The sequence below is a fragment of the Mycolicibacterium holsaticum DSM 44478 = JCM 12374 genome (assembly GCF_019645835.1).
Classification (GTDB): domain Bacteria; phylum Actinomycetota; class Actinomycetes; order Mycobacteriales; family Mycobacteriaceae; genus Mycobacterium; species Mycobacterium holsaticum.
Window position 1 is genome coordinate 4,358,306 of the sequence record NZ_CP080998.1, and the last position, 24,697, is coordinate 4,383,002.

General features: G+C 66.9%; 26 protein-coding genes. 3 read left to right on the forward strand and 23 right to left on the reverse strand.

Annotated features, from left to right (window positions below; all coding sequences use genetic code 11):
• Positions 1 to 35 precede the first annotated feature (35 nt).
• Complete coding sequence (locus tag K3U96_RS20965) at positions 36 to 1,361, reverse strand: xylulokinase (protein ID WP_220690964.1); 1,326 nt, start codon at positions 1,359 to 1,361, stop codon at positions 36 to 38.
• Positions 1,362 to 1,391: 30 nt separating this feature from the next.
• Here K3U96_RS20965 and K3U96_RS20970 point away from each other — a divergent pair, with 30 nt between their 5' ends.
• Together K3U96_RS20970 and K3U96_RS20975 are read left to right on the forward strand one after the other, a co-directional pair.
• Complete coding sequence (locus K3U96_RS20970; protein WP_069405593.1) at positions 1,392 to 2,369, forward strand: NAD(P)-dependent oxidoreductase; 978 nt, start codon at positions 1,392 to 1,394, stop codon at positions 2,367 to 2,369.
• On the forward strand, positions 2,366 to 3,019 hold the full coding sequence (locus K3U96_RS20975; protein WP_220690965.1) for an L-fuculose-phosphate aldolase: 654 nt from the start codon (positions 2,366 to 2,368) through the stop codon (positions 3,017 to 3,019). The genes K3U96_RS20970 and K3U96_RS20975 overlap by 4 nt, the downstream gene beginning before the upstream one ends.
• 24 nt (positions 3,020 to 3,043) lie before the next feature.
• On the opposite strand, the gene sppA is transcribed toward K3U96_RS20975, so the two are convergent.
• From sppA to K3U96_RS27165, 15 genes are all read right to left on the reverse strand, one after another.
• Positions 3,044 to 4,840: a signal peptide peptidase SppA gene (gene sppA, locus K3U96_RS20980; RefSeq protein WP_220690966.1), complete on the reverse strand. Its 1,797-nt coding sequence runs from the start codon at positions 4,838 to 4,840 to the stop codon at positions 3,044 to 3,046.
• 108 nt (positions 4,841 to 4,948) lie between these two features.
• Positions 4,949 to 5,392: a 50S ribosomal protein L15 gene (gene rplO / locus K3U96_RS20985; protein ID WP_220690967.1), complete on the reverse strand. Its 444-nt coding sequence runs from the start codon at positions 5,390 to 5,392 to the stop codon at positions 4,949 to 4,951.
• Positions 5,389 to 5,571, reverse strand: a complete 183-nt coding sequence (gene rpmD / locus K3U96_RS20990; RefSeq protein WP_069405589.1) for a 50S ribosomal protein L30 — start codon at positions 5,569 to 5,571, stop codon at positions 5,389 to 5,391. The genes rplO and rpmD overlap by 4 nt, the downstream gene beginning before the upstream one ends.
• A gap of 2 nt (positions 5,572 to 5,573) precedes the next feature.
• Positions 5,574 to 6,233: a 30S ribosomal protein S5 gene (gene rpsE / locus K3U96_RS20995; protein ID WP_110917329.1), complete on the reverse strand. Its 660-nt coding sequence runs from the start codon at positions 6,231 to 6,233 to the stop codon at positions 5,574 to 5,576.
• A gap of 25 nt (positions 6,234 to 6,258) precedes the next feature.
• On the reverse strand, positions 6,259 to 6,663 hold the full coding sequence (rplR, locus tag K3U96_RS21000; protein WP_069405587.1) for a 50S ribosomal protein L18: 405 nt from the start codon (positions 6,661 to 6,663) through the stop codon (positions 6,259 to 6,261).
• A gap of 2 nt (positions 6,664 to 6,665) precedes the next feature.
• The gene (rplF, locus tag K3U96_RS21005; protein WP_069405586.1) at positions 6,666 to 7,205 is read right to left on the reverse strand and encodes a 50S ribosomal protein L6; all 540 of its coding nucleotides are present in this window, start codon (positions 7,203 to 7,205) and stop codon (positions 6,666 to 6,668) included.
• A gap of 13 nt (positions 7,206 to 7,218) precedes the next feature.
• The gene (rpsH, locus tag K3U96_RS21010; RefSeq protein WP_069405603.1) at positions 7,219 to 7,617 is read right to left on the reverse strand and encodes a 30S ribosomal protein S8; all 399 of its coding nucleotides are present in this window, start codon (positions 7,615 to 7,617) and stop codon (positions 7,219 to 7,221) included.
• Between the two features lie 128 nt (positions 7,618 to 7,745).
• Positions 7,746 to 7,931, reverse strand: a complete 186-nt coding sequence (locus K3U96_RS21015) for a type Z 30S ribosomal protein S14 (RefSeq protein WP_069405585.1) — start codon at positions 7,929 to 7,931, stop codon at positions 7,746 to 7,748.
• Positions 7,932 to 7,936: 5 nt separating this feature from the next.
• A complete protein-coding gene (rplE, locus tag K3U96_RS21020; RefSeq protein ID WP_069405584.1) occupies positions 7,937 to 8,536 on the reverse strand; it encodes a 50S ribosomal protein L5 in 600 nt (199 codons plus the stop codon).
• Positions 8,533 to 8,853: a 50S ribosomal protein L24 gene (rplX, locus tag K3U96_RS21025; RefSeq protein ID WP_069405583.1), complete on the reverse strand. Its 321-nt coding sequence runs from the start codon at positions 8,851 to 8,853 to the stop codon at positions 8,533 to 8,535. Before rplX ends, rplE begins: the two co-directional genes overlap by 4 nt.
• Positions 8,854 to 9,222 (reverse strand): 50S ribosomal protein L14, encoded by a 369-nt coding sequence (rplN, locus tag K3U96_RS21030; RefSeq protein ID WP_069405582.1) that lies wholly within the window; start codon positions 9,220 to 9,222, stop codon positions 8,854 to 8,856.
• 239 nt (positions 9,223 to 9,461) lie between these two features.
• The gene (locus K3U96_RS21035; RefSeq protein WP_220690968.1) at positions 9,462 to 10,346 is read right to left on the reverse strand and encodes a formylglycine-generating enzyme family protein; all 885 of its coding nucleotides are present in this window, start codon (positions 10,344 to 10,346) and stop codon (positions 9,462 to 9,464) included.
• A 4-nt stretch (positions 10,347 to 10,350) separates the two neighbouring features.
• The gene (locus K3U96_RS21040; protein ID WP_069405580.1) at positions 10,351 to 11,043 is read right to left on the reverse strand and encodes a hypothetical protein; all 693 of its coding nucleotides are present in this window, start codon (positions 11,041 to 11,043) and stop codon (positions 10,351 to 10,353) included.
• Positions 11,044 to 11,069: 26 nt separating this feature from the next.
• Positions 11,070 to 13,421 carry an arylsulfatase gene (locus tag K3U96_RS21045; protein ID WP_220690969.1) on the reverse strand — a complete coding sequence of 784 codons (2,352 nt, stop codon included), beginning with the start codon at positions 13,419 to 13,421 and terminating at the stop codon, positions 11,070 to 11,072.
• Positions 13,422 to 13,454: 33 nt separating this feature from the next.
• The gene (locus tag K3U96_RS27165) at positions 13,455 to 13,751 is read right to left on the reverse strand and encodes a DUF2306 domain-containing protein (protein ID WP_308206808.1); all 297 of its coding nucleotides are present in this window, start codon (positions 13,749 to 13,751) and stop codon (positions 13,455 to 13,457) included.
• Between the two features lie 274 nt (positions 13,752 to 14,025).
• On the opposite strand from K3U96_RS27165, the gene K3U96_RS21055 reads away from it, so the two are divergent.
• Complete coding sequence (locus tag K3U96_RS21055) at positions 14,026 to 14,715, forward strand: TetR/AcrR family transcriptional regulator (protein ID WP_069405578.1); 690 nt, start codon at positions 14,026 to 14,028, stop codon at positions 14,713 to 14,715.
• Positions 14,716 to 14,729: 14 nt separating this feature from the next.
• Here K3U96_RS21055 and K3U96_RS21060 read toward each other — a convergent pair whose 3' ends face one another.
• The 7 genes from K3U96_RS21060 to K3U96_RS21090 all read right to left on the reverse strand — a co-directional run bounded on the left by K3U96_RS21060 (position 14,730) and on the right by K3U96_RS21090 (position 24,687).
• Complete coding sequence (locus K3U96_RS21060) at positions 14,730 to 16,364, reverse strand: glycosyltransferase family protein (RefSeq protein ID WP_230982226.1); 1,635 nt, start codon at positions 16,362 to 16,364, stop codon at positions 14,730 to 14,732.
• A 47-nt stretch (positions 16,365 to 16,411) separates the two neighbouring features.
• Positions 16,412 to 17,890: a glycosyltransferase gene (locus tag K3U96_RS21065; protein WP_220690971.1), complete on the reverse strand. Its 1,479-nt coding sequence runs from the start codon at positions 17,888 to 17,890 to the stop codon at positions 16,412 to 16,414.
• Positions 17,887 to 19,413 carry a hypothetical protein gene (locus tag K3U96_RS21070; protein ID WP_220690972.1) on the reverse strand — a complete coding sequence of 509 codons (1,527 nt, stop codon included), beginning with the start codon at positions 19,411 to 19,413 and terminating at the stop codon, positions 17,887 to 17,889. The genes K3U96_RS21065 and K3U96_RS21070 overlap by 4 nt, the downstream gene beginning before the upstream one ends.
• Positions 19,410 to 21,245: a hypothetical protein gene (locus K3U96_RS21075; RefSeq protein WP_230982227.1), complete on the reverse strand. Its 1,836-nt coding sequence runs from the start codon at positions 21,243 to 21,245 to the stop codon at positions 19,410 to 19,412. Before K3U96_RS21075 ends, K3U96_RS21070 begins: the two co-directional genes overlap by 4 nt.
• 220 nt (positions 21,246 to 21,465) lie before the next feature.
• The gene (locus K3U96_RS21080) at positions 21,466 to 22,770 is read right to left on the reverse strand and encodes an LLM class flavin-dependent oxidoreductase (protein WP_220693621.1); all 1,305 of its coding nucleotides are present in this window, start codon (positions 22,768 to 22,770) and stop codon (positions 21,466 to 21,468) included.
• An 11-nt stretch (positions 22,771 to 22,781) separates the two neighbouring features.
• Positions 22,782 to 23,135, reverse strand: coding sequence for a hypothetical protein (locus K3U96_RS21085; protein ID WP_220690973.1), 354 nt, complete (start codon positions 23,133 to 23,135; stop codon positions 22,782 to 22,784).
• Between the two features lie 25 nt (positions 23,136 to 23,160).
• Complete coding sequence (locus tag K3U96_RS21090) at positions 23,161 to 24,687, reverse strand: sodium:solute symporter family protein (RefSeq protein WP_220690974.1); 1,527 nt, start codon at positions 24,685 to 24,687, stop codon at positions 23,161 to 23,163.
• Positions 24,688 to 24,697 lie beyond the last annotated feature (10 nt).

Genomic DNA, 24,697 nt, shown 5'->3' on the forward strand with positions numbered 1-24,697 from the left:
GCCGACAACTCTCGCTCGATTATCCGTCAGCACCACTAGGTTCGCTCCGCGAGTTCGAGGAACCTGTCGTAGCGGTCCCGCGTCGGCGCCGTCCACTGCGGGTCGGGTTCGACGACCTGTGCGGTGCGCGCCCAGCGGGCCGCGTCGGTGAGCGACGATTCCAGCCCGGCGGCCATCCGCCCGAGAAACGCCGCCCCCAGAGCGGCGCCCTCGGGTATGGCGCTGAGGTGTACCGGCAGTCCGGTGGCGTCGGCGAGGGCCTGCATCCACGCCGCGACGCGGGTGCCGCCGCCGGTGGCGACGATGCGAGACGCCGGTGCGCCGCTGCGCTCCACGAGTTGGCGGACGACGAACCCGGACGCCTCATAGGCGGCCCGCCGCACCGATGCGCCGTCGTGCGTCAGGTCGAGCCCGTCGAGCACGCCACGACGATCGGGGTCGTGGTACGGGACGCGTTCACCGCGAAGGTAGGGCGACCAGACCGGCACGCCGGCAGGGTCGACGGCCCTACCGCCCCGGTCCACCAGGCGGTCCACCCAGCCCAGGAACAGTCCGCCGGCGTTGCTCGGCCCGCCGATCTGGTATCTGCCCGGCGCGGTGTGCGGCAGCGTCCACAGCCCGGGAACCTCGCGGTACTCCCCGATCGTCGCCCACACGATCAGCGTCGTGCCGCACAGCACCAGCACATCGCCGATGTCGTCGGCGCCGGCGACCAGCTGCTCGCACACCGCGTCCACCGCACCGGCGCCCAGCACCGCGTCGGAGCCGTGCACCCGCCCGGCCGGTGTGCCGGTCGCCGCGACGCGCGGCAGCTGAGCCGACGTGACTTCACAATCGGCACAGACCGTTTCGCTCCAGCCGGCACCGTCGTGCAACGGATAGGTGGTGCCTGCCGTCGCGGTGTCCACCACCGCCTCCCCCGCCAACGCGTGGTTGGCGACGGCCGCGGCCGGCCAGTAGCCGTGTGCGTCGGGCGCCTGCCGCGCGGTCCAGCGCAGGAACTCGACGGACTCACCGGTGAGGAACGTGGTGCCAGAACCGGTGCCGGAGCGTCCGCGGCTGTCGCCGTAGAGCAGGCCCGGGGTCACTGGGTGCCCGTCGGCGTCCACAGCGGTCAGCGACGGCACCATGGCGGTGACGGTCACCGCGGCGGCGTCGGGCCGGTCCAGTGCGGCGAGGGCGCGGCGCGGACCGCGTCGCCACGCTTCGTCGGCGTCGTGTTCGAGCCGGTCGGGGGCCGGCACCCGCAGCTGGTGCGGTATCCGGGCGCTGGCCAGCACCGTGCCGTCGGCGTCGGCGGCAACGGCTTTGACGGCGGTGGTGCCGATGTCGATGCCGATTGTGGCCTCTTTGGCTGACACGGGCGTCACCGTACGCCAGCATGAGCAACCGTGACCCGACTTCGCGCGCTCGTGACCGCACCGCTTCGCGGTCCGGGATTCGACAAACTGCAGCAGCTGGTCGACGTGGTCTACGACCCGTGGATCGACCTGCGCCCACTGCGGATCTACCCGGCCGAACAGCTCGCCGAGCGCGCAGCGGCTGAGCGTGCCGATGTGCTTGTCGTGGAAGGTGATTCGGTGAGCGGACCGGTGTTCGACCTGCCGCTGCGGGCGGTGGCCTCCACCCGCGGCGACCCGAACAACGTCGACGTCGACGGGGCCACCGCCGCTCGAATCCCGGTGTTGCACACCCCCGCCCGCAACGCCGACGCCGTTGCGGAGATGGCCCTCGCCCTGTTGTTCGCGGCGACGCGCCATGTGCTCACCGCGGACGCCGACGTCCGCGCGGGCGAGGTGTTTCGCGACGGGACCATTCCCTACCAGCGGTTCCGCGCGTGGGAGATCGCGGGGCGGACGGCCGGTCTGGTCGGGCTGGGCGCGGTGGCGCGCGCGCTGCGGTGGCGCCTCGAGGGCCTCGGCCTGAGGGTGATCGCCTGTGACCCCTACCAGGAGGAGGCCCTGCACAGCCTCGACGAACTACTCGCCGAGGCCGATATCGTGTCGCTGCACGCACCGGTCACCGACGACACGGCCGCGATGATCGGCGCCGAACAGTTCGCAACGATGCGCGACGGCGTGGTGTTCCTCAACACCGCACGCGCTCAACTGCACGACACCGACGCGCTCGTCGACGCACTGCGCCGGGGCAAGGTGGCCGCGGCGGGCCTGGACCACTTCGTCGGGGAATGGCTGCCGCCGGATCACCCGTTGACCGCGATGGACAACGTGGTGCTCACCCCGCACATCGGCGGGGCGACGTGGAACACTGAGGCACGGCAGGCGCAGATGGTCGCCGACGACCTGGAGGCGCTGCTGGCGGGACGCAGCCCCGCACATATCGTCAATCCGGAGGTGCTCAGGCCATGAAATTCGTGGACAACCCCGAGGACGCGGTGCTCGCGGCGGCCAAGGACATGCTGCGGCGCGGACTGGTCGAGGGCACCGCAGGAAACATCTCGGCGCGGCGCGAGGACGCCAACGTCGTCATCACGCCGTCGTCAGTGGACTACCGCGATATGACGCTCGACGATCTGGTGGTCGTCGACCCGGACGGCGCGGTGGTGTCGGCCAAAAACGGTCGGGCGCCGTCATCGGAGATGGCGCTGCATCTGGCGTGCTATCGCGCGTTCGACGACGTCGGCAGCGTGATCCACAGCCATCCGGTGTGGGCGACGATGTTCGCCGTTGCGCACCAACCGATTCCGGCCTGTATCGATGAGTTCGCGGTGTATTGCGGCGGCGACATCCGCTGCGCCGACTACGCCGCATCGGGCACCGTCGACGTCGGCCACAACGCGGTGAAGGCGTTGCAGGGCCGCGCGGCCGCGCTGATCGCCAACCACGGCCTGGTCGCCGTCGCGCCGCGACCGGACAAGGCGCTGCACGTCACCGCCCTCGTTGAGCGCACCGCCCAGATCGCCTGGGGTGCACGGGCGTTGGGTGGTGCGGTACCGATCCCCGACGAGATCAACAGTAACTTCGCCGCGGTGTACGGGTACCTGCGACAGCAGGCGTAACTCGCCGGTCCCGGGCGCCGGCGGCTAGAAGCGGTAGTCCCCCAGCCAGAGCGCGCTCACCCCGGTGAGCGACCGTTGCGCGTTCTCCAGCACACCGACCACCGACCGGCCCACGAGCGCGGCGAACGCATCGGGCAGCGAGGCCGCCGCCGGTTGTGACGACGGCTTGGGCCGCAACAAGTCCATCAACGACGAACCGGGGTATCCGACGGTGCGCACATCGGCGTCGGCGTCGAGGCCGGCCAGCACCTTGGCGCGGGTGATCGCGATGCGCAGCCCGCCGAGTTCGTCGACCAGACCGCGCTCCAGCGCGTCCGCGCCGGTCCATATCCGGCCGCGGGCGACGGCGTCGACGTCTTCGACGCTCATATCGCGGCCCTGGGCGGCCCGTTCGACGAAGTCGGTGTAGAACAGGTCCGCCTCGGCCTCGACGTGCGCGTGCTGCTCATCGGTGAACGGCTGGTTGACCGACCACGCGTCGGCATTGCGGTTGGTGCGTACCGAATCCGAGCCCAGCCCGAGACGGTCCTTGAGCTCCCGGGCCACCAGCTTGCCTGCCAGCACCCCGATCGACCCGGTGATCGTGCCCGGGTTGGCGACGATGGCGTTGGCGGCCATCGACACGTAGTAGCCACCGGAGGCGGCCACCGCACCCATCGACGCGACGACGGGCGTGCCGCCCTCGCGCACCTTGACCACCTCGCGCCAGATGGTTTCCGACCCGGTGACCGAACCTCCGGGGCTGTCCACGCGCAGCACGATGGCCACGACGTCATCGTCGGCGGCGGCCTCGCGCAACGCCGCGGCGATGGTGTCGGCGCCCACGCTGGAGTTGCCCAGCGGCAGCAGCCCGGGACCGCCGCGGCCGCTGACGATCGGCCCGTCCAGGGTCACGACCGCGACGACCGGTCTGCTCTTGCGCCCGGCGATCGCGGGTAGCGGCGGCCCGGACCGCGCGGCGGTGGCCCGCGCATACCGGGACAGGTACAGCCGCGGCGGCGCGTCCTGTGAATCGGCGTCACCGGACTCCGGTGAGATGCCCGGTGCACCAACAAGTTCGGCGATGCGTGCGTAGGCCTCGTCGCGGAAGCCGACCCGGTCGACGAGCCGGCCCGTGACAGCGTCGTCGCGCAGCAACGGAGCCTTGTCGGCAAGCGCGTCGACCTCACCAGGATCGAGGTGCCGCGACTCGGCCACCCCCTGCAGAACCTGGGCGTGCAGGCTTTCGATCAACCGGGTGTCGGCTTCGCGGTGCGCATCGGTGTAGCTGTTCTGCGTGAAACGGTTTACCGCCGATTTGTATTCGCCGCGGGCGACGAACTGCGCCTCGATCCCCGCCTTGTCCAGCGCGTCACGCAGGAACAGCGCGCTGGTGGCGAACCCGACCAACCCGACGGTGCCCGACGGCTGCATCCACACCTCTCGGAACGCCGATGCCAGGTAGTACGACATGGTGCCCGGATAGGTTTCCGCCCACGCCAGGCTCGGTTTCGCGTCGCTGAACGCCGCGATCGCCGACCGCAGTTCCTGCACCGGCCCCGCCGCGGCGGCCGGAAGCTGGATCCGCGCGATGAGCCCGGCCACCCTGGGGTCCTCGGCGGCGCGGTGGATGGCCTCGACGGCCGCCCGAAGTACCACCGGCCGGCCACCGCCTGCGATGAAGGCGAACGGGTCGAACCCGCCGCTTTCGTTCGGCAGCGCCAGCAGGTCGAGTTCGAGCACACAGCCGTCCGGAACGCCGCGGTGCCGCGCGGTGTCGAGGCGCTGGACCAGCGCGCGAATGTCGTCGGTGCCGGGGACGCCGGGCAGGAATGCGAACATGCTTCGAGCGTACCGACGCCGGGCGGGCCGCCTCCGGCTCGACGGGCACGCAGGTTCGCCCGCCAACACCAAGGGCCCCGCGATCGCGGGGCCCTTCGTGTCTAGAGGCTAGAGTTCGGTCGCGGAACCGCCTGCGGCGGTGATCTTTTCGCGTGCGCTACCGCTGAACTTGTGCGCGGTGACGTTGACCTTGGCGGTCAGCTTGCCGTCGCCGAGCACCTTCACCAGCGTGTTCTTGCGCACCGCACCGGCGGCCACCAGGTCGTCCACGCCGATCTCGCCGCCGTTGGGGAACAGCTTGTTGAGATCGCCGACGTTGACGACCTCATAAGAGGTGCGGAACCGGTTGCGGAAGCCCTTGAGTTTCGGCAGCCGCATGTGGATCGGCATCTGGCCGCCCTCGAACGTCGCGGGAACGTTCTTACGGGCCTTGGTGCCCTTGGTACCGCGGCCTGCCGTCTTGCCCTTGGAGCCCTCACCGCGACCCACCCGGGTCTTGGCGGTCTTGGAGCCCGGGGCGGGCTTCAGGTCGTGAAGCTTGATGGGTGTCATGAGACCTCCTCCACCTGTACGAGGTGATGCACGGTCTTGATCAGCCCGCGTGTCTGCGGGTTGTCCTCACGGACCACCGAATCGCGGATACGGCGCAGTCCCAGGGTGCGCAGGCTTTCGCGCTGCTTCCAGCGCGCACCGATGGTGCTGCGCACCTGGGTGATCTTCAGCTCTGCCATGGCTAGGCCGACCCTTCTCGTGCAGCCGTTGCGGCCAGTGCCTCGGCTTCGCGCCGGGCCCGCAGCATGCCCGCCGGTGCGACGTCCTCGATGGGCAGACCGCGACGGGCGGCAACCTCCTCGGGACGCTGCAGCAGCTTGAGCGCGGCGACGGTGGCGTGCACCACGTTGATCGCGTTGTCACTGCCCAGCGACTTGGCCAGGATGTCGCGCACGCCAGCGCATTCCAGCACCGCACGCACGGCGCCGCCGGCGATCACACCGGTACCCGGGCTGGCCGGACGCAGCATCACCACACCGGCTGCGGCTTCACCCTGCACCGGATGCGTGACGGTGCCGCCGATCAGCGGAACCCGGAAGAAGTTCTTGCGCGCTTCCTCGACGCCCTTGGCGATGGCGGCCGGAACCTCTTTGGCCTTGCCGTAGCCGACGCCGACCATGCCGTTGCCGTCGCCGACGATCACCAGCGCCGTGAAGCTGAACCGGCGGCCACCCTTGACCACCTTGGAAACCCGGTTGATCGAGACGACCCGCTCGAGGTAGTTGCTCTTGTCACCGTCGCGGCCACGGCCGCCACGGTCGTCGCGGCGACCCCGCCCCTCGCGCTCACCGCGCGCCGGGCGGCCGTCTGAGGGGCCGCCGGCTGTTGCCTGCTCGGCCATCATGCAGTCCTTCCGTTGACAGTCATTAGAACTTCAGCCCGCCTTCGCGCGCCGCGTCGGCCAGTGCCGCTATCCGTCCACCGTAGGTGTATCCACCGCGGTCGAACACGACCTTGTCGATACCGGCGGCCTTGGCACGCTCGGCGATCAGCTGACCGACCCGTACGCTGTGGGCCTTCTTGTCGCCGTCGACCGCGCGCACATCGGGCTCGATCGAGGAGGCGGCGGCCAGCGTGGTGCCGTTGAGGTCGTTCACCAGCTGAACGTGGATGTGCCGGGACGACCGGTGCACGACTAGGCGCGGCAGCTCGGCCGTGCCCGATATCTTCTTGCGCAGCCGGGCGTGCCGACGCAGCCGCGAGGTACGCCGGACCTCGGAGATGTTGCGTCCCACGGCCACGCGCTTCGCGGACTCTGTCTGAGAAGCCATGTCTACTTACCTGTCTTTCCGACCTTGCGGCGGATCTGCTCACCCTCGTAGCGAACGCCCTTGCCCTTGTAGGGATCTGGGCGGCGCAACCGGCGGATGTTCGCCGCGATCTGACCGACCTTCTGCTTGTCGATACCCGAGATCGAGAACTTGGTGGGCGATTCCACCGCGAAGGTGATGCCCTCGGGTGCCTCGATGGTGACGGGATGGCTGTAACCGAGCGAGAACTCGAGCGTGTTGCCCTTGAGCTGCACGCGGTAGCCGACGCCGAAGATCTCCATCTTGGTGGTGTAACCCTCGGTCACCCCGGTGATCAGGTTGGCCACCAACGTGCGTGACAACCCGTGCAGCGACCGGTTGTGCCGGTCGTCGTCCGGGCGTGACACCGTGATGGCGCCCTCGTCGTCGCGGGTGACCTTGATCGGCTCGGCGACTGCCAACTCGAGAGTTCCCTTGGGCCCCTTGACCGACACGCGCTGACCGTCGATCGTCACGTCGACCCCGGAGGGAACCAGGACTGGTTGCTTTCCAATGCGGGACATGTCTAAACCTTCCTCACCACACGTACGCGAGGACTTCGCCGCCCACGCCCTCTCGGGCTGCCTGGCGGTCGGTCTTCAGCCCAGCCGACGTGGAGATGATCGCCACGCCGAGGCCGCCGAGCACCCGGGGCAGGTTGGTGGACTTTGCGTATACCCGCAGACCGGGCTTGGACACCCGGCGCAGGCCCGCGATGCTGCGTTCCCGGCTCGGCCCGTACTTCAATTGCACCACCAGCGATTTGCCGACCCGAGCATCCTCGGTGCGGTAATCGGAGATGTAGCCCTCGGTCTTGAGGATCTCGGCGATGTTGGCCTTCAGCTTCGAGTGCGGCAACGTCACCTCGTCGTGGTACGCCGAATTGGCGTTGCGCAGACGTGTCAAGAAGTCTGCGATCGGATCCGTCATAGTCATCGGGCGCTGCTCCACATCGTCGCTGCGCTCCGCATCGTCGTCATCGCGGTCATGACAGGAGGTTCACCTTCCTCGCGGCGGTTCCCAGTCAGGGCCTGCCGCGCACCTGTTCTAGTAGTGGTCTGCTGTTACCAGCTGGACTTCTGGACGCCGGGCAGTTCGCCGGCATGTGCCATCTCGCGCACGCAGATCCGGCAGAGGCCGAACTTGCGAAACACCGCGCGCGGGCGGCCGCACTTGCTGCACCGGGTGTAGCCGCGCACCTTGAACTTCGGCTTCTTGTTGGCCTTGTTGACCAATGCCTTCTTTGCCATCTAGCTCAGTTCTCCTTGAACGGAAAGCCCAGCGCCCGCAACAGCGCTCGTCCTTCGTCGTCGTTTGTCGCCGAGGTGACGACGGTGATGTCCATGCCGCGCGGGCGGTCGATGCTGTCCACGTCGATCTCGTGGAACACCGACTGCTCGGTCAACCCGAACGTGTAGTTGCCGGTGCCGTCGAACTGCTTGGGCGAGAGCCCGCGGAAGTCGCGGATACGCGGCAGCGCGATCGAGATCAGCCGGTCGAGGAACTCCCACATCCGATCGCCGCGCAGGGTGACGCGCGCGCCGATCGGCATGCCCTCGCGCAGCTTGAACTGTGCGATCGACTTGCGAGCCCGCCGCACCTCCGGCTTCTGGCCGGTGATGAGCGCGAGGTCGTTGACGGCGCCGTTGATCAGCTTGGCGTCGCGGGCGGCGTCACCGACGCCCATGTTGACGACGACCTTGACGACGCCGGGGATCTGCATGACGTTGGCGTAGCCGAAGTCCTTTTGCAGGGCGTCGCGGATTTCCTCGCGGTAGCGCTGCTTGAGGCGCGGGAGGGTCTTCACGCTTCCTTCCTGGGCAAGCGAAGCGCCGGGATCGGTATCGGTGGTCATGAGATGTCCTTGCCGTTGGTCTTGGCGATGCGGACCTTCTTGCCGGTCTCTTCGTCCTTGCGGTACCCGACGCGGGTCGGCTTGCCGTCGGAGTCGACCACCATCACGTTGCTGACGTGGATCGGGGCCTCCTGGGTGACGATGCCGCCGGATTGTGCGCCGCGCTCGTTGCTCGACACCGCGGTGTGCTTCTTGATCCGGTTGACGCCCTCGACGAGCACCTTGTTACGTGCCGGGTAAGCCACCAGCACCTTGCCCTTGGCGCCCTTGTCCTTGCCGGAGATGACCAGCACGGTGTCGCCTTTGTGGACCTTCATCTACAACACCTCCGGGGCGAGCGAGACGATCTTCATGAAGCGCTTCTCGCGCAGTTCACGGCCGACCGGGCCGAAGATGCGTGTGCCGCGCGGATCGTTGTCGGCCTTGATGATGACGGCGGCGTTCTCGTCGAACTTGATGTAGCTGCCGTCGGCGCGGCGGCGCTCCTTGACGGTGCGCACGATGACGGCCTTGACAACTTCGCCACGCTTGATGTTGCCGCCGGGGATGGCTTCCTTGACGGTCGCCACGATGATGTCGCCGATGCCGGCGTAGCGCCGCCCCGAGCCGCCGAGCACCCGAATGCACAGGATCTCCCGTGCGCCCGTGTTGTCGGCGACCTTCACCCGCGATTCCTGCTGAATCACTCGATCTCCTCGACCTGGTTTTTGTATGCACGCCAGATACCGACCTGGACGTGCGCGGTCTTGCTGTCACCGAAGGGCACGCGGGGCCAATCCGGATGGATCGGCCGAGGTCTGCCCAAGGCAACCGCCTAATACTAGGTCACGACCTGCGCTGAACCAAATCCGTCACCTCACCGCCGAACGTGGGTTACCAGCACGCTTTGCGCGTGGTAGGCGTGCGTCGACCCCACACTCGACACTCAGGCGTCGGCCACGCAGCGAAAGCCGATGTGGGTGGTCGCGCTGTCCTGTGACTGCGGCGAGCGCGCCGAGGGCCGGTAGCGGTGGCAGTACTCGGGTGCGCACAGGTACGAGCCGCCTTTGAGCGCCTGGGACACGGTCGGATCGGCGGCTCCGCTGGGCGTGCAGCAGGGCTTCGGCGGCTGGTCAAGGCGGTGATGGCCCCAAAACCGCGTCGCCGTCCACTCCCACACGTTGCCGATCATGTCCACCAGGCCGAACGCGTTGGGCGCGAACGTGCCGACGGGTGAGGTGCCGACCCAGCCGAGGGCTCCGGTGTTGCGGTACGGGAAGTCGCCCTGCCAGGTGTTGGCCATCAACTGCCCGCCCGGGCTCACCTCCTCACCCCAGGGATAGGTGGACGTCGTGCCGGCGCGCGCGGCGTATTCCCATTCGGGCTCGGTGGGCAGCCGCCGGCCGGCCCAGCGCGCGTAGGCGGCGGCGTCGGGATAGGCCACTTGCACGACGGGATGGTCGGGCCGGTCCCGCCACGACGGACCGGCGGGCCCGAACGGGTGCCGCCAGCAGGCCCCCGGCGTCCACGCCCACCACTGCCGCCAGTCGCGCAGGTCGACGGGCCCAGACGTCGGCCGGAACACCAGACCCCCGGGCACCAGGTCTTCGGCGCCGGCACCCGGGTAGAGCGCCGGGTCCAACGGCTGCTCGGCGACGGTGCGGTAACCGGTCTGTTCGACGAACGCGGCGAACTGGGCGTTGGTGACCGGGTGGCGTTCGACGGCGAACCCGGCCACCTCAACGGTGTGCGACGGAGCCTCTTCCGGATAGAACTGCGTCGAGCCCATCCGAAACGGGCCGCCCGCCACCTCGACGAGCTCGGTGAGCATGACCTCAGGGTAGAACGACCGCGAAGTCCGCCATCAGCGGCGACGCCATCGGTTCGAAATCCGGGATGTCGGTCGGCCCTTCGACGTGCACGGCGACGAAATAGTTGTTCGTGTTGGTCCAGATGTGGGCGATGCGGTCGGCGAATTCGACCGCGTGCTCGGGTGAATCCGACCACATGCCGAGCAGTTTCTGACCGCTGTATCCGCAGACCTCCGCGGGCAGCACGCTGACGCTGCTCACGGCGGACTCCGCCATCGCGTCGTTGACGTACTTCTCGAACGCCTCGGCCGGGTCCAACTGGGTCCGCGCGATCGTCACCGTCGCCCACACTCCGTCCGGGCCCTGAAGCTTCGCGCCGACGTCGCCGTCACCGGCCGACGTGGACCAGCCCTCGGGTAGGGCGACCGTGATCTTCGGGGCGGCCGGGTCGGCGACAGACGCCACCACCCCGACCGGCGGCGGATCCGGCGCCGCACAGGTGACTTCTCCGGCGGGCACCGGCGTGCGTGTGGTGGGCAGGATGCCCGGTTCGGTGAGACCGGTCTGCGGGGTGGGGATGGCCCGCGTCGACGGCGTCGACGTGGCGGGGATCGACACATCGGCGGGCACCGGCACGCCGTCGCTGGTGCGCTCGCAGGCCGCGACGACGCCCCCCGTCAGGCTCAGTGCGACCAGCGCCGCCCACCCGGTACGCATCAGTCCCTGGCCACTGTCAAATCGCTTCAGTCCTTCGCAAATGCGCGCGCAAACTCGCGTTGCACGTCGACGTACGGGTGACCGGAGACATCGACGGTCACCTGCGCGATGGTGCCGCCGGTGAACGCGAAAGGTGGTGTGTACGAGCGTGATACCGGTGACCCGGTATTGCGGCCAACACCGAGCGCAGCCCCCGCCAGACCGAACGTTCCGGGGTGGATCTTCATCCCGGTCATGGTCGCCACCTCGGCGTCGTCGAGGTAGAGCACGGTGTCACCGATCGGGGTGTGGCTGCCCTCGGCCGTGCCGGTTCGGGTGAACGCGACACCGAACGTGTGCCTGCCCAACGCAACGGCCTCTGACGAGGACAGCCGCTGCTCCTCCTCACCGAGGAAGTTGTAGACATAGTGCAACCGGCCGCCCTGCAGGAACAACGCGTGTCCACCGTGTGCGGCACCGTGTTTGAACACCACGCCCTCGGCCTGCTCGGTGTCGATGGTGACGTCGGCGATGACGACGAACGACCGGCCCGCGATCTCCACGGCGGCACCCATTCCGACGTCCGCGGTGCCGGGGTAGTAGCGGTAACTGTCCCGCGCGCCCGACAGGCTGGGCCGCCACCGGCCGATCGTCTCGAAGACGTCCAAGTCGCCGAGCGGAAGACCGTTGTACTTGTCGGCTTCGCTGAACCACAGCGCCTTGAGTTCCTCGAGCTTCTCGGGGTGCTCGTCGGCCAGGTCGCGGGTTTGGCTGCGGTCGGCCTGGATGTGGTACAGCTCCCAGCGATCCTTGTCGAAGTGCGACCAGCCCGACGGCGAAGCGGGATGCACCGCGTTCGCGAACCACCCCTTGTGCCAGATCCCGCGGGTACCCAGCATGGTGTAGAACTGCGTCTCCTTGCCGGTTGGCAGATCCGGATCGGTAAGGGCCACTTTGAAGCTCACTCCGTCGAGTGGCTTCTGCGGAATACCTCTGACGGTCGCCGGGGGCGTGATGTCGAGTAGGTCGTACACCGTCGGCGTGATGTCGCAGACGTTCACATAGTTGTCCCGCAGTTCTCCGTGCGCGTGGATGCCCTTGGGCCAGGAGATGATCGCCGTGTCGGCGATGCCACCCTCATGGGAGGCGTAACGCTTGAACAGTTTGTAGGGCGTGTTGAAAGCCATCGCCCAGCCGATCGGATAATGGTTGTAGGTCTCCGGCCCGCCGAGCTCGTCGATGAGCCGCAAGCCGTCCTCGACGGTGTCGATGTAGCCGTTGAAGAACTTGACCTCGTTCACCGAGCCGTTCGGGCCGCCCTCACCGCTGGCCCCGTTGTCGGAGATGACCACGATGATGGTGTTGTCGAGCTGACCGGACTGCTCCAAATAGTCCAGTACGCGGCCGATCTGGGCGTCCGTGTAGGACAAGAATCCCGCGAACACCTCCGCCATCCTGCTGAACAGCTTCTTCTCGTCGTCGCTCAACGCATCCCACGGCCGCACGGTGTCCTGCTCCGGCCACTTCTGGCCGTCCGGTCCCGTGACGTCCAGATACGGGTTCATCGGCGAGAGTTCGGTGTCGGGTGGCACGATGCCGAGCCGTTTCTGGTTCTCCAGCACGACCTCGCGATAACGTTCGTAGCCCATGTCGAACTTGCCGGCGTAGCGGTCGGACCACTCCTTGAACACGTGGTGTGGCGCGTGTCCGGCGCCAGGGCACAGATAGGTGAACCACGGCTTGTCCGGCGCGATCACCTTGGCGTCGCGGATGAACTCGATCGTCTTGTCGGCGAGGTCCTTCGACAGGTGGTAGCCGTCCTCGGGTGTGCCCGGCGGCGTCACGGGGTGATTGTCGTAGACGAGGTCGGGGTACCACTGATCGGTCTCGCCGCCCATGAAGCCGTAGAACCGCTCGAAGCCCCGCGACAGCGGCCAATGTCGTTTGGTGGACGCCAAATTCGACTCCTCCAACGGCGTCATATGCCACTTTCCGACGGCGTAGGTGTTGTAGCCGTTCTCGGCGAGCACCTCCGACAGCAGTGCGGAATCGTGCGGGATGCGCCCGCTGCAGCCGGGAAAACCGTCGCTGAACTCCTCGACGGTGGCCATGCCGACCGTGGTGGGGTTGCGGCCGGTGAGTAGTGACGCGCGGGTCGGTGAGCACAGCGCGGAGGTGTGAAACTGCGTGAGCCGCACGCCGCGCTCGGCGATGCGCCGCATGGCGGGCATCTCGACCAACCCCCCGTAGCAGTCCCATGTGGCGATGCCGACGTCGTCCCAAACGAGGTACAAGACGTTGGGGGCGCCCTCGGGCGCCACCGGCGCGGCGTACGGTCCCCAATCCGGTTCGGAATCTCGGATGTCGAGCGCGATCTTGCCGTTGAACTCCGTCGCCATGGCCGCAGGCTACACGCGCGTAGCGGCGGTTTGCTAAGGAATTGACGACGATGCCATAACCGTCTTTCTGTTGAGCCACCAACCCACGGCGGCCAGCGGCAAGGTCCAGCCCAGCCATCCCACGGTGCCGGCCACGAACCACAGGTAGTGCTCCTCGCTCCCGCCAAAAACAGTGGGCTGCAACGGATGGAAAACGATGAACACGACAGGCGACCAGATTCGGTTGGTGATGATCGAAAATGTCAGTGTCGCACTGCGAATCATATGTCGTCGATGCTCGGCGAAGTCGCGCCGCCGGGCCGCGGTGTAGCCGTTGACCGTGAACCACAACCACAGTGCGCCAACACGACGTTGCTGGCGGCCAGTAACGGACCGAACGGGGTGGCGGCCCCGATGACCATCGCCGACGCGGCGGCCGGGATCGCCGTGCCGGTACAGGGGTGCCGCCGGTGAAGTACGGCGGCAGTGAGTACACCAGGAATGCGGCGACAATCAGGACCAAGGCTGCGGCCGACCGCCGACCGCGAGCCACGTTTGCGTATGACATACGCATGAAGCGTACGTTATACGCACGTCCTCTTGCAATCGGTTATGCTGACGACAAATGAGCGAGCCACTGCCCCGCGCGCTGGAAATCTTGTGGCATGAGCCGAGCGCGCCAAGACGGACAGCAGGGCTGAACCGGGAACGCATCGTCGCCGCGGGCATCGCACTGGCCGACGCCGACGGCCTCGGCGCGCTTTCGATGGCCCGATTGGCCGCGCGACTCGACTGCGGCACGATGTCGCTGTACCGGCACGTCGCCAACAAGGACGAGTTGGTGACCTTTATGCTCTCGGCAGCCACCGGACCACCACCTGCCCTTGATCCGTCTGATTGGCGTGCGGCGCTGGATGATTGGGCCACTGGGTTATGGAGGCTCTACCACCGGCACCCGTGGATGCTGCAGGCCAGCACGGCGGGTCCGCCGGCAGATCCCGGGCAGCTGGGGTGGTTTGACGCCGGGCTGGCGGCGTTGGGTGATACCAGGCTGGCCGAACGCGACAAGCTCGCTGCGGTGATGGTCGTGCTGCACTTCGTGCGCGGCGCGGCGGCGGTGCACATCGAAGCCGCACACGTCGAAGGTCCCGACTACCCCGCGCTGCTTCGACGTGTCGTCGACGCAGAGCGGTTACCCGCCCTGAGCGCCGCACTGGCCGACGGGGTCTTCGACGACGCGGACAACGACCGTGAAGCCGACTTCCGCTCGGGGCTGCGCCAATTGCTCGACGGCATCGCCACCCGGGTGAAGTAGCCGCGCCCCGGGGGCTAGGTGTTCGGTGAGGATTCGTGGACCCGGTACAGCCGCCAATCGGGCTGGCTGTCACCGTTGTTGGGCACTTCCAATGCGAGCGTGGCGATATCGGCACCCGTGTCGTACAGCGTGGGATAGCGCAGGTTCAGCGCATCCGCGGTACCGCGGCCCGACCGCGGTACCGCCAGCAAGTATTTGATGCCATGGGCGGTCGGCTCGTTCAGCGCTGCGGTGAAGTCCGGATCGGAGGGCACCACGAACGTTCGCGGGCGTTTCGACGCCGCCAGGATGGCGAACCCGTATTCGGTGTCGACGATCACCGAGCCGTCCGGAAGGTCGAGCCGCTCTAAATAATCGGCGATGTCGCGTTCGGTGGAGAAACTGGCGGCGATGCGGTGCTCGATGGCCTTGCGCTCGCTGACGCTGTCGGGTTGGGGTGAGAGCACCGCGCCGAGCGCGTACTCCTGCGGTGCGTACTCAGGTTGCATCATCCCCCACCCGGTGACCGGTAGCGCCACCGCGAACAACGCTGCCACCGGCACGTAGGCGGCCCAGGACCGGCGCCGTTCGGCATCTTCGACGGGCCGCGCCGGGGCGTATTTTCCGCGGCGCTTGGCCTGCGCCAGCACGCCGTCGGGCACGGCGAGCATCGCCAGGCACGCCGCCAGCGGGACCGCGATGATGTAGAACCTCAGGAACGGAAACGTCGAGCCGGTGGCGTAGCTGACGGCCTGAAACGTCAGCGCGGCACCGTATATCGCCAGGGGCGCGGCGATCACGTACCAGTCGGGGCTGTGCCGTCGACGCACCGCGACGCACGCCGCAAGCGGGATCAATGTCGGCGCCAGCAGGGTGATACAGACCGCTGCGAAAACGAGCCCTCCGCCGAGTCCCGGCGCGCTGTGGCCGGTTTGTTCGAGAATCGCGGCGTTGCCGTACTGCGAGGTGAACTGGCCGAACGCCTGTCCGGTGATGAGCCAGCTGACCGCGGCCCATCCGATGAAGGCCACCAACCCCGGACCGCTGACCATCAGCAGGTCCAGCAGCGCGCGGCGCATCCTCGGCGCCGGACGCGCGCGCAGATATGTGGTCGCTCCGACCAGCACGCCTGCGGCCGCGATACAGGCCACCGCGTCGTAGCGCGTCAGGTAGGCCAGACCCATCGCGATGCCGCCCGCGGTCACCAGGTGGTGCACGTCGTCGTCGACCATCCACATGATCAGCCGGCGCACCGCCCAGGTCATAAAAAAGACGAACGGAGCCTCGCTCATGCCGTTGGCGCCGTAGAAGATGATCATCGGGTTCAGCGCGAACAACGCCGTTATCGTCAGCACGTAGCTGCGGGGCAGCCCGCGGTCGGTGCCCATGCTCATGATCTGGACCACCGCACCGGCCATGAACACAGCCGACATCATCGTGCCCGAGAACGCCCGTTCGGACATCTCCGGCCACAGCGGGCTCATCGCGATCGCCGGGATCTGCACCACCGCAGTCAGCGGTGTGAAGATGAATCCGATTGCAGCCAAATGCGGTTCACGGCTGAACAGCACGGCCTGTGCCGCCGACACCCGGGACAGGGCGTCACCGAGGATGAACCCGTGCTGGATCTGAAGCCAGTAGCCGACGGCCAGGTAGCCGGTCAGCGCCATCACAAAGACCGTTCCGCGGAGCCGACGGTTCGACCACCCGGCCATGGTCACGTCTGCCCGTCGGCGTCATCGGGTTGTTCGGTCAGCCCGTGAAAGGTCTTCTCCCAGTACGACGGCTGGCGGATCAACTGGTAGCAGCCCTTGGCGGCGGCGATGCTCATCATCAGCCAGAAGGCCGGCACGGTCAACGCCGCCAGCAACAGGTCCGAGCGGTCGTCTTCGCGCAGCGCGATCAGGTTCATGTACAAGGTGGCGGCGTTGCCGAGGATCAGCGCCACCAGCGCGGGAAAGTAGACGAACCACGGGAATACGTCCTCGACGACCGCGGGCTGGCCGAGGAACCACAGGATGGTGATCAGCCAGAACGCCAGGTTCAAGACCGCGACGATCGGCGTTCCACCGAGCACCAAATTGAATCGGACGAACCCGCGCAGTCCGACGGTGCGGAACAACTGTACGGGCCGACGGATGTGTACCAGCCAGGTCTGCAGATAGCCCTTGTACCAACGGGATCGCTGGCGGATCCAGTTGATCGGATCGCTGTTGGCTTCCTCGAGGGTGCTCGAGTCGATGACGGCGGTGTGGTATCCGTGTGCGGCGATGCGCAGTCCCAGGTCGGCGTCTTCGGTGACGTTGAACGGGTCCCATGCGCCGATCTCGTCCAGTACGCTGCGGCGCAGATGGTTCGACGTGCCCCCCAACGGGATCGGCGAGGTGCTCATCATCATGCCCGGCAGCAGGTAGCCGAACCACAGCGCGTACTCGGCGGTGAACCACGCGGTCAGCATGTTCTGGTGGCCGTTGTAGTACACCAGCTTGGCCTGCACGCACGCCGTCTTGTCGGTCAGCCGGCGAAACGCCGCGACGACCCGGCGTAGCTGCAGCGGCTCGGGCATGTCCTCGGCGTCGTAGATCGTGACGATCTCGCCGGTGGCGAAATGCAAACCGTAGTTGCACGCCTTGGGTTTTGTGCGTGGTTCTGCAGGGGGAACCAGCAAAATGGTGATCGCATCGGACTGGGCACAGTTTTCGGCGGCTTTGATGGTCACCAGATCGTCGGCCTCCAGCAACAACAGCACCTGGAGCTTGTCTCGCGGATATTCCAGCGCGGCCATCGCCCCGATCAGGTCCCCCACGACCTCGGGTTCGTTGTAGGCAGGGACCAGGATGGTGTAGCGCGGCAGCTCATCGTCGGTCAACGCGCGCGCCTCGTCGTCGGATATGACGATCGCGCGTGACGCGAGCCCTTCGCGGAAGATCAGGAGCCGGTCAAGCATCGTCAACAGGTACGCGGCCGTACACGCGCCGACGAGCACCACCGCCGTCAGCATCGGGTGCCACACAGCGCCGACGAGCACCGTGGTCAGGGCACCCCACAGCAGCCATCGTTGCCACCGCACGATCGACGTGGACGCCGAGTGCATCGGGTTGTCTTCACGCAGGCCGTCGACCGCGCGGTGCAGCGCGTACGCCTGCTCCGCCTCGGATATCCCACCCGCGGTGTGGTCGTCGATGTTGGCGGTCACGGGGCTTCCGCCGCGCGGAACTGCGCTGCTACGAGCGCACGGCCGAACTCGGTCAACAGATCACCGTCCTTGAACCGCGGTGCGTCCTCGGCGAGTACCGCGTTACCGCGAAACAACATGGTGATCAGCGTTCGCAGTGTGGACACCATGCTGTCGGAGGGTCTTGGGAATTGCGCGTCGGGTTCATGGTTGTCGACTGCGAAGATGGTGACGCGCTGGCCGAGCTTCGTGTCGCCCCACCCGAAGGTCAATGCGTTCCACGTGATCAGCAGCTTGTCGTCGACGACCGAGAACATGTTTCCCTTGACACCGAACCCGAGCTCGACGCGCTTTGCCGGGCTGATACGCGCTTCGGCGAGGTCGTAGAGCACTCGCATTGGATAGATTTCGAACGTGAACGGCCGCTCGGTCACGATGTTGTCGACCACGAGCGTGCGTGGCCGGGCGTACTTGTCGAAGCGGGGATCCCCGACGCTGGCCGTCATCCGTTGTCGGGTGAGCACGCTGCCGCCGCCGTAGAACCGGTGCACCCAGCCGAAATTCTCGTAACCGGTTGAGATCCAGTCCGGCGGTGCGACCAGCGGCTGACCCGGGACAGGCCGGCCCGGGGCGGTGGCCGAGAGCCGCGACGCGGTGGCGTCGGCTGGTAACGGAACGAATGTCAGTACGATCGTCATCGCGATCACCAGCGGAACACCGTTCCAAACCTGGCCGGCGGCAAGGGGTTCCACCTTACGGTCGAGGATGCGTTTGGGAGCCCCACGGCGGGCCTGAAAGTACATGGTGAGACCGACGACCGATATGGCGGTGAGCGCAGGCACCTGTTGGTAAACCCACACAGGCGCGGAGTTGAAGAACAACCCGATCGTGATGAGCGTGGCGAAGCCGACACCCCATGACGCCGCCGACCCGATGAACCCGCGCCTGAAGGTGCGTCCGACACCGATACCGGTGCCGATCGCCGCGATGATCAGAGTGGATGCCCCCGCGGCGAATTTCCCGCCGCCCAGAAACACCACCGACAGGTAGTACGGCAGCGAGAACACCATGAACATCAGCCCCCACACCCACGCGAAGCGGATGACCGGCCGGAGACCGAAAAGCACGATGCTCGAACTGAGCACGAACAACCACATCGCCACCAGATCGAGCCGCAGCAGGTAGAAGTACGTTGCGAACCGCGGCACCAGCACTGCCTGGACCAGCACGGCCAGTACCAGTCCCATGGTTCCGACGATGATGTCGGTCTGGCGGTCGTGAATCGGCAGTTCGCTGCGGTGCCGACGCGTTACGCCGATCGCCACCAGCACAGCTGCCGCCGGAACCACCCACACGTATCCGCCGATGCCTTCGTTGCGGGTGATGCGAATGACGCTTCCGACGGTCTCGTGAAACGCCACGACGGCGCAGGTCACGATGAGACCCCAGCGCATCACCAACCGGTACGACGGGTGCAGTGCATACCACCGCGACAGCAATGCCCGCACCGGCGAAGCCGCGGGTTCCGCCGTCGCGGTACTCATGGCCGACCTCGGGCCCGCCTGTTGCGCAACACGATCAGCGCGACGCCCACCACGAGCAACCCTGCGACGGCGCCGAGGAAGACCCACGACCACGGGAATCTGTCCTCGGCGGTCACCGCTTCCGGTTGCGCGACGGTGCTTGTGCCCACCACGACGGGCGCCCGGTCCGTTGTCGAGATGAGCGCGGTCCCACTGATCCGTGACCAACGTTCGACGTCTGAGTTGATCCAGTCCAGCAGCTCGTCGAGTTGCGCGGGGGCGTTGTTCGAGGTGGCGATCAGCACGGTGCGGTTACCGTCGTACACCGTCTGCAGCGCTCCGAACGGGCGGGCGGGGTCCAGTGTGACGGTGCCTTCCTCGGCCGTGCCGTCCACATTCGTCACGGTGAGCTGTCCTTGCGAATCCATACTGACGGGCAAGGTGATCCGGTCATCCGACCACCCATCCGAGCTCACCAGCACCGCGGGGTTCGTCGACGCGATCGCGTCGTCAAGTGATGTGACCGTGGTGCCGATGGGCAGCGCGCTGAGCCGTTGGAGGGCGACCAGGAGCGTGACCGCTCGCCGGGTGCCGTCGAATCCGTCGTCGATGCCGACGTTCAGCCGCGGCATCAGCGCTTGCGGCACCGACTGGAACCCGCCGGGCTGCGGTGGCTGTGCGGCCTCGCTCTGCACCGGGCTGTCGCCGTCGATGGTGAGGGTGATCGGCTGGAATTCACCGCAGCGGCCGGTGTTTCCGGCGATCCGCACCGCGACACCGAGGTTGATGTAGCGCTGCAGCAGCCGATCTGGGACGTTGACCCAGCGGTCGATCGTCCCGGACCCGTCGGTGGACCACTGGTCGATCGTCTCGCCGGCGATGGATGCGACGAGGTCGCCGCCCACCGACGAAGGCAGCGGCGTATATGAGCCGCGCAGGTGCACCCGGATGTGGTGGGCTGACCGGCCGAGTCGGGTCTGGTCCAGCCCGATCGTCACCTGCGGGGCCAGCGCTGTCGCGTTGACGCCCGGTTGACCGAGTTGCCGCAACGACGTCACATCGGCGGGCAGCACCGGACTCGATTGGAGCGGTCCGGCTACCGCTTTCGAGCTGAGCGCGATCCGTCCGACGTCGCTGGACAACATCCGCACCTGATCGGAAAGCGCGTTGGCGGGTCCGGTTATCTGCAGAACCGGCACACCGACGTCGCCCTGCAGCGCGACTCCTGCCTCGGGGCTCTCCCGGATGACGACGTGGCGCTGCATCGGCGCGGACGGTTCGATGGCGGCATTCGTCTCGGCACCAAGTGGATTCACCGTGACGCCGGGATACTGCTGGCCGTAGTGCGCGACGACCGCGGTCGCCAACCGCATCGCGGCCTCGGACTCCGCGCGTGTCGGCGATGCGGGCAGATACATGTTGAGCTGCCGTAACACCGGTGGCAGGAAGTCGGCGACCGTGGTGGGCGCGGCTTCCACCCCGCCGTAGCGCACCGCGGTGTTGACGAGCCGAAGCGGGTTCGACGGCTCCAGGCAGTAACCTTCGATCGGGACCAGGTAGCTACGCAACGTCACCGTCGCCGCGTTGTCGTCGATCCGAACGCCGGTCAGCGGGATGGCGATCGGCCCGCCTTCGGGAGGCAGCGGCACCCGCGAAAGGGTGCGGTCGTCCTGCATGGCGGTGATGGTGCCGACACCCACGTTGACCGGCATCTCCACGAAGGCGTCGACGCTCTCGGGCGTCAGGCCTTGCGGCACCGGGACGGTAATCGACATCACGCCCTGGTCGCCGTAGAACGCCAACGTCGACGTCGCGCCGAGGACATCCAGGCCGACGGTGGGCGCGTCGGCCACCGCTCCGCCCTGACCCGGTTGAGGCCAGGCCGGTGGCGCCGAGAACGTCAATGCAAGCCCGACACCGCATACCGCCGTGACGCACTGCAACCAAAGCCGATGAATCCCCCCAGTCACAGCAAATCAGTATGCCTGGAATTCAGACGGCAATTATCAAATACGGATATTCGGCGTTTCCAGCAGCTACCAGCACACCAATTGACCGTCGACAGAACCGCTGTCAGTACTCCTGAAGACTTTCACGCAATGTCGTACCCGGATAGCGGGTGCGGTAGCGTCCGCGGCGCTGAAGCTCGGGCACCAGCAGTTCGGTGACGTCGTTGAAGCAGCCGGGCGTGTCGGTGGCCAACAACATGAAACCGTTGCAACCGCCTTCGTCGATGTACTGCTCCATCTGGTCGGCAACGTCAGCCGGTGTTCCGACCGCCACGGGCGCGCCCATGGAGACGCCGTAAATCTGCGCGGCTTCCCGTACGGTCACCGGGGCACCGTCCTTGGCCTCCAGAATCGCGTCGAACAGGCCGCGGATGCCCTGCACGTCGGCGTCGACGACGTTGTCGTCGAGGCCCAGCGTGGAGAAGTCGAAGCCGGTGTGGCCGGACAGGATGCCCAGCGCACTTTCGATCTGCACCTTCTCCACCAATTCTGCGTACCGGTCGTTGGCGCGCGACTTGTCGCGGTCGATGACCGTTTGCAGTCCGTAGATCAGTTTCACCGAATCCGGATCCCGCCCGTGATCGTCGGCCCGGGTGCGGATGTCGTCAGCGTAGGCACGCATGCTTTTCGGCGTGGGGAAGATGCCGAATACGGATTCGGCGTGTTTGGAGGCGAACGCCCGGCCCTGATCCGATGAGCCGGCCTGCCAGAGCACCGGCCGCTTCTGCGGTGAGGGCGCGACGAAGTGGCGGCCCTTGGAGCGGAAAAACTCGCCCTGGAAATCGATTTCGCGGACCTTGGCCGGGTCGGCGAACACGCCGTTCTCGCGGTCGTAGACGATCGCGTCGTCATCCCACGAGTCCCACAGCTGATAGCACAACGCCATGTACTCCTCGACGACTTCATAGCGTTTGTCGCGCGGTGTCAGGTTCTCCTTGCCCATCGCCTGAAATTCGCTCTTGGAGTACGAGGTGACGATGTTCCAGCCGACGCGCCCGCCGGTGAGGTGATCCAGCGTCGACAAATGGCGAGCCATCATGTACGGCGGCACAAACGAAGTCGACAACGTGATGCCGATACCGAGGTGTTTGGTGAACGCCCCGATGATGGGCACCAGCGTGGCCGGTTCGTGCACCGGGCATTGGCCTGCGTACTTGACGACGGGGTCCGAGGTGCCTTTGTAGGTGGTGTACGGCGCCAGTTCGTCGGCGATGAACATCGCGTCGAAAAGGCCCCGCTCCATGATGCGGCCGAGATCGCGCCAGTACTCCGGGCGTGACCAGTGATAGCCGACCTTGTCGCGAGGGTGCGCCCACATCGTCGACGCGTGGTTCATCACGCCGTGCTGGACGAAACCCAGCAGGTGCATCTTCGTTTTCGTCACGGCGCCAAGCCCCTCACCCGGTCGGCCCGCAGTTCCAGGACGAACGCGACGATCACCGCCGCGGCGGTGCCGAGCCCACTAAAGGCGAGCACGTACCAGAACAGGCCCGTGTACGACGCGACGACCAACACGATGAACGATGTCGCCACGGCCAGCGACGCCTTCCAGCTGAACCCGGGAACCATCGAGACCTCCTCGGCCGTGTCGGCGCCGTGCACGGTGTCGGCAACGACCGGATGGTTGCTGTCGAGGAGCTCTCGCCGAATCCGGAGGAAGCTTCGCGTCGCGACCGTCAGATATGTGACGGCGAGGACGGCGCCGATGGCGGCACCGATGTAGAAGAGGACCACGGAATTGCCTTTCTGCTCGTGGCTGCTAGGCCTGACCGGCCGGTTCGCCGATTTGTTGTGACGCCGCAGTGTCTTTCGCGCCCAGCAACGCGGGCTTGCCCGCCAAGCTGTCGTAGTCGAATACGGTGTCCTCCCGCAGGCTGACGACCACCGACACCACCGCCGAGGCGGCGATCAACGCGATGATCCCGAACAGGGGCCCGTAGGTCGGGCCGAGGGTTTCGCGGATGGGTCCGCCTACGACGATGCCTGCGACGACGCCGGCCACGTAACCGGCCCCGGTCATCCGCGGCCAGAAGATGCTCAGGGTGACGGGCACCAGCAAGCTGGTCACGTAGAAATAGACGGTGGTGACCAGGTTGACGTAGTCGATGCCGGTCAGCACGACTCCCCCGGCGATGGCGGCCGCCACGATCATGCTGCTCTTGGTGATGGTGAGCAGGCGACGCTCGGACACCCGCGGCCAGTACCGGTGCACGATGTCGACGGCCACCAGCGAGGTGACACCGGACAACGCGCCGTCGATGGCCGCGAAGCAGGCGTTGACCACCACCAGGGTGTAGAGCGCGATGATGATGACGGGCAGGCCGAGGCTGGCGATCACGTAGGGTCCGATCGCGCCGTTGCCGAGCGGCCCGAGTTGTTCGGGTGCGACGTGGGCGGCCAACCCGATGAACCCGAGCAGGCCCAACGCGAGCGGGATGGGGTAGAACCACACGCCCGCCCACAGGAAGCTGCGGCCCAGATCGCGGGGACGGATGGCCCACACCCGCTGCCAGAACGACTGGTCGGCAATGACATTGGTGAGCAGGCCGAGCGCCAGCGCCAGACCGAAGCTCGCTGCGGCAACCGGGTTCAGCGGGTTGAGGTAGTCGTTGCCCTGTGCCTGCACCTCGGTGAAGACCAGTTCGGCTCCCCCGGCCTTGGCCAGGGCGTACAGCACCACGACCGACGAACCGACCCCGAGCAGCAGCGTGTTCGCTGTACCCGTGATGGCCGACGTGGTCAGGCCGCCGAAGTAGGAGTAGACCGTGACCACGACGATGCCGGTGACGACGATGCTGATCGGGGTCAGCCCGAAAATGGTGTGCATCACCAACACCAGCCCGGCCAGGTTGATCATGATGACGCCGAGCAGGGTGCCGATCAGGAAGATGAGCGTGGCCACACTGCTGAAACCGGTCTGGAAGCGGGCACGGATGAACTCCGCCAACGTGTATCCGGACGGCATCTTCTTTCGTACTTTCAGGCCGAACGGGACCATGATGATCACCGCCAGCCCGTTGGGCACGATGAACCAGACCAGCCCGGAGGTGCCCCAGGTGTAGGCCTGCGCGGAGGACAACATCACCGCCATCGACCAGGTCCACACCGAGATCAGCGACGCCACACCGAATCCGAAGCCCAACAGGCGACCGGAGATGACGTAGTTGTGGGTGGTTTTCACCGCGCCCCGCACGACGAGGGCGATCAGCAGCAGCACGATCCCCGGGCCGAACAGCAGCAGATACCCCAAACTGCTTGATTGTTGGAAGAATTCGAGAGTAGGCATCAGTGTCTCC

Coding starts and splice junctions, on each gene's coding strand:
- K3U96_RS20975 (WP_220690965.1), top strand. CDS start 2,366: ATGAAATTCGTGGACAACCCCGAGGACGCGGTGCTCGCGGCGGCCAAG.
- sppA (WP_220690966.1), bottom strand. CDS start 4,840: ATGTTCGCATTCCTGCCCGGCGTCCCCGGCACCGACGACATTCGCGCG.
- rplO (WP_220690967.1), bottom strand. CDS start 5,392: ATGACACCCATCAAGCTTCACGACCTGAAGCCCGCCCCGGGCTCCAAG.
- rpmD (WP_069405589.1), bottom strand. CDS start 5,571: ATGGCAGAGCTGAAGATCACCCAGGTGCGCAGCACCATCGGTGCGCGC.
- rpsE (WP_110917329.1), bottom strand. CDS start 6,233: ATGGCCGAGCAGGCAACAGCCGGCGGCCCCTCAGACGGCCGCCCGGCG.
- rplR (WP_069405587.1), bottom strand. CDS start 6,663: ATGGCTTCTCAGACAGAGTCCGCGAAGCGCGTGGCCGTGGGACGCAAC.
- rplF (WP_069405586.1), bottom strand. CDS start 7,205: ATGTCCCGCATTGGAAAGCAACCAGTCCTGGTTCCCTCCGGGGTCGAC.
- rpsH (WP_069405603.1), bottom strand. CDS start 7,617: ATGACTATGACGGATCCGATCGCAGACTTCTTGACACGTCTGCGCAAC.
- K3U96_RS21015 (WP_069405585.1), bottom strand. CDS start 7,931: ATGGCAAAGAAGGCATTGGTCAACAAGGCCAACAAGAAGCCGAAGTTC.
- rplE (WP_069405584.1), bottom strand. CDS start 8,536: ATGACCACCGATACCGATCCCGGCGCTTCGCTTGCCCAGGAAGGAAGC.
- rplX (WP_069405583.1), bottom strand. CDS start 8,853: ATGAAGGTCCACAAAGGCGACACCGTGCTGGTCATCTCCGGCAAGGAC.
- K3U96_RS21035 (WP_220690968.1), bottom strand. CDS start 10,346: ATGCTCACCGAGCTCGTCGAGGTGGCGGGCGGCCCGTTTCGGATGGGC.
- K3U96_RS21040 (WP_069405580.1), bottom strand. CDS start 11,043: ATGCGTACCGGGTGGGCGGCGCTGGTCGCACTGAGCCTGACGGGGGGC.
- K3U96_RS21045 (WP_220690969.1), bottom strand. CDS start 13,421: ATGGCGACGGAGTTCAACGGCAAGATCGCGCTCGACATCCGAGATTCC.
- K3U96_RS21055 (WP_069405578.1), top strand. CDS start 14,026: ATGAGCGAGCCACTGCCCCGCGCGCTGGAAATCTTGTGGCATGAGCCG.
- K3U96_RS21060 (WP_230982226.1), bottom strand. CDS start 16,364: ATGGCGCTGACCGGCTACCTGGCCGTCGGCTACTGGCTTCAGATCCAG.
- K3U96_RS21070 (WP_220690972.1), bottom strand. CDS start 19,413: ATGAGTACCGCGACGGCGGAACCCGCGGCTTCGCCGGTGCGGGCATTG.
- K3U96_RS21080 (WP_220693621.1), bottom strand. CDS start 22,770: ATGCACCTGCTGGGTTTCGTCCAGCACGGCGTGATGAACCACGCGTCG.
- K3U96_RS21090 (WP_220690974.1), bottom strand. CDS start 24,687: ATGCCTACTCTCGAATTCTTCCAACAATCAAGCAGTTTGGGGTATCTG.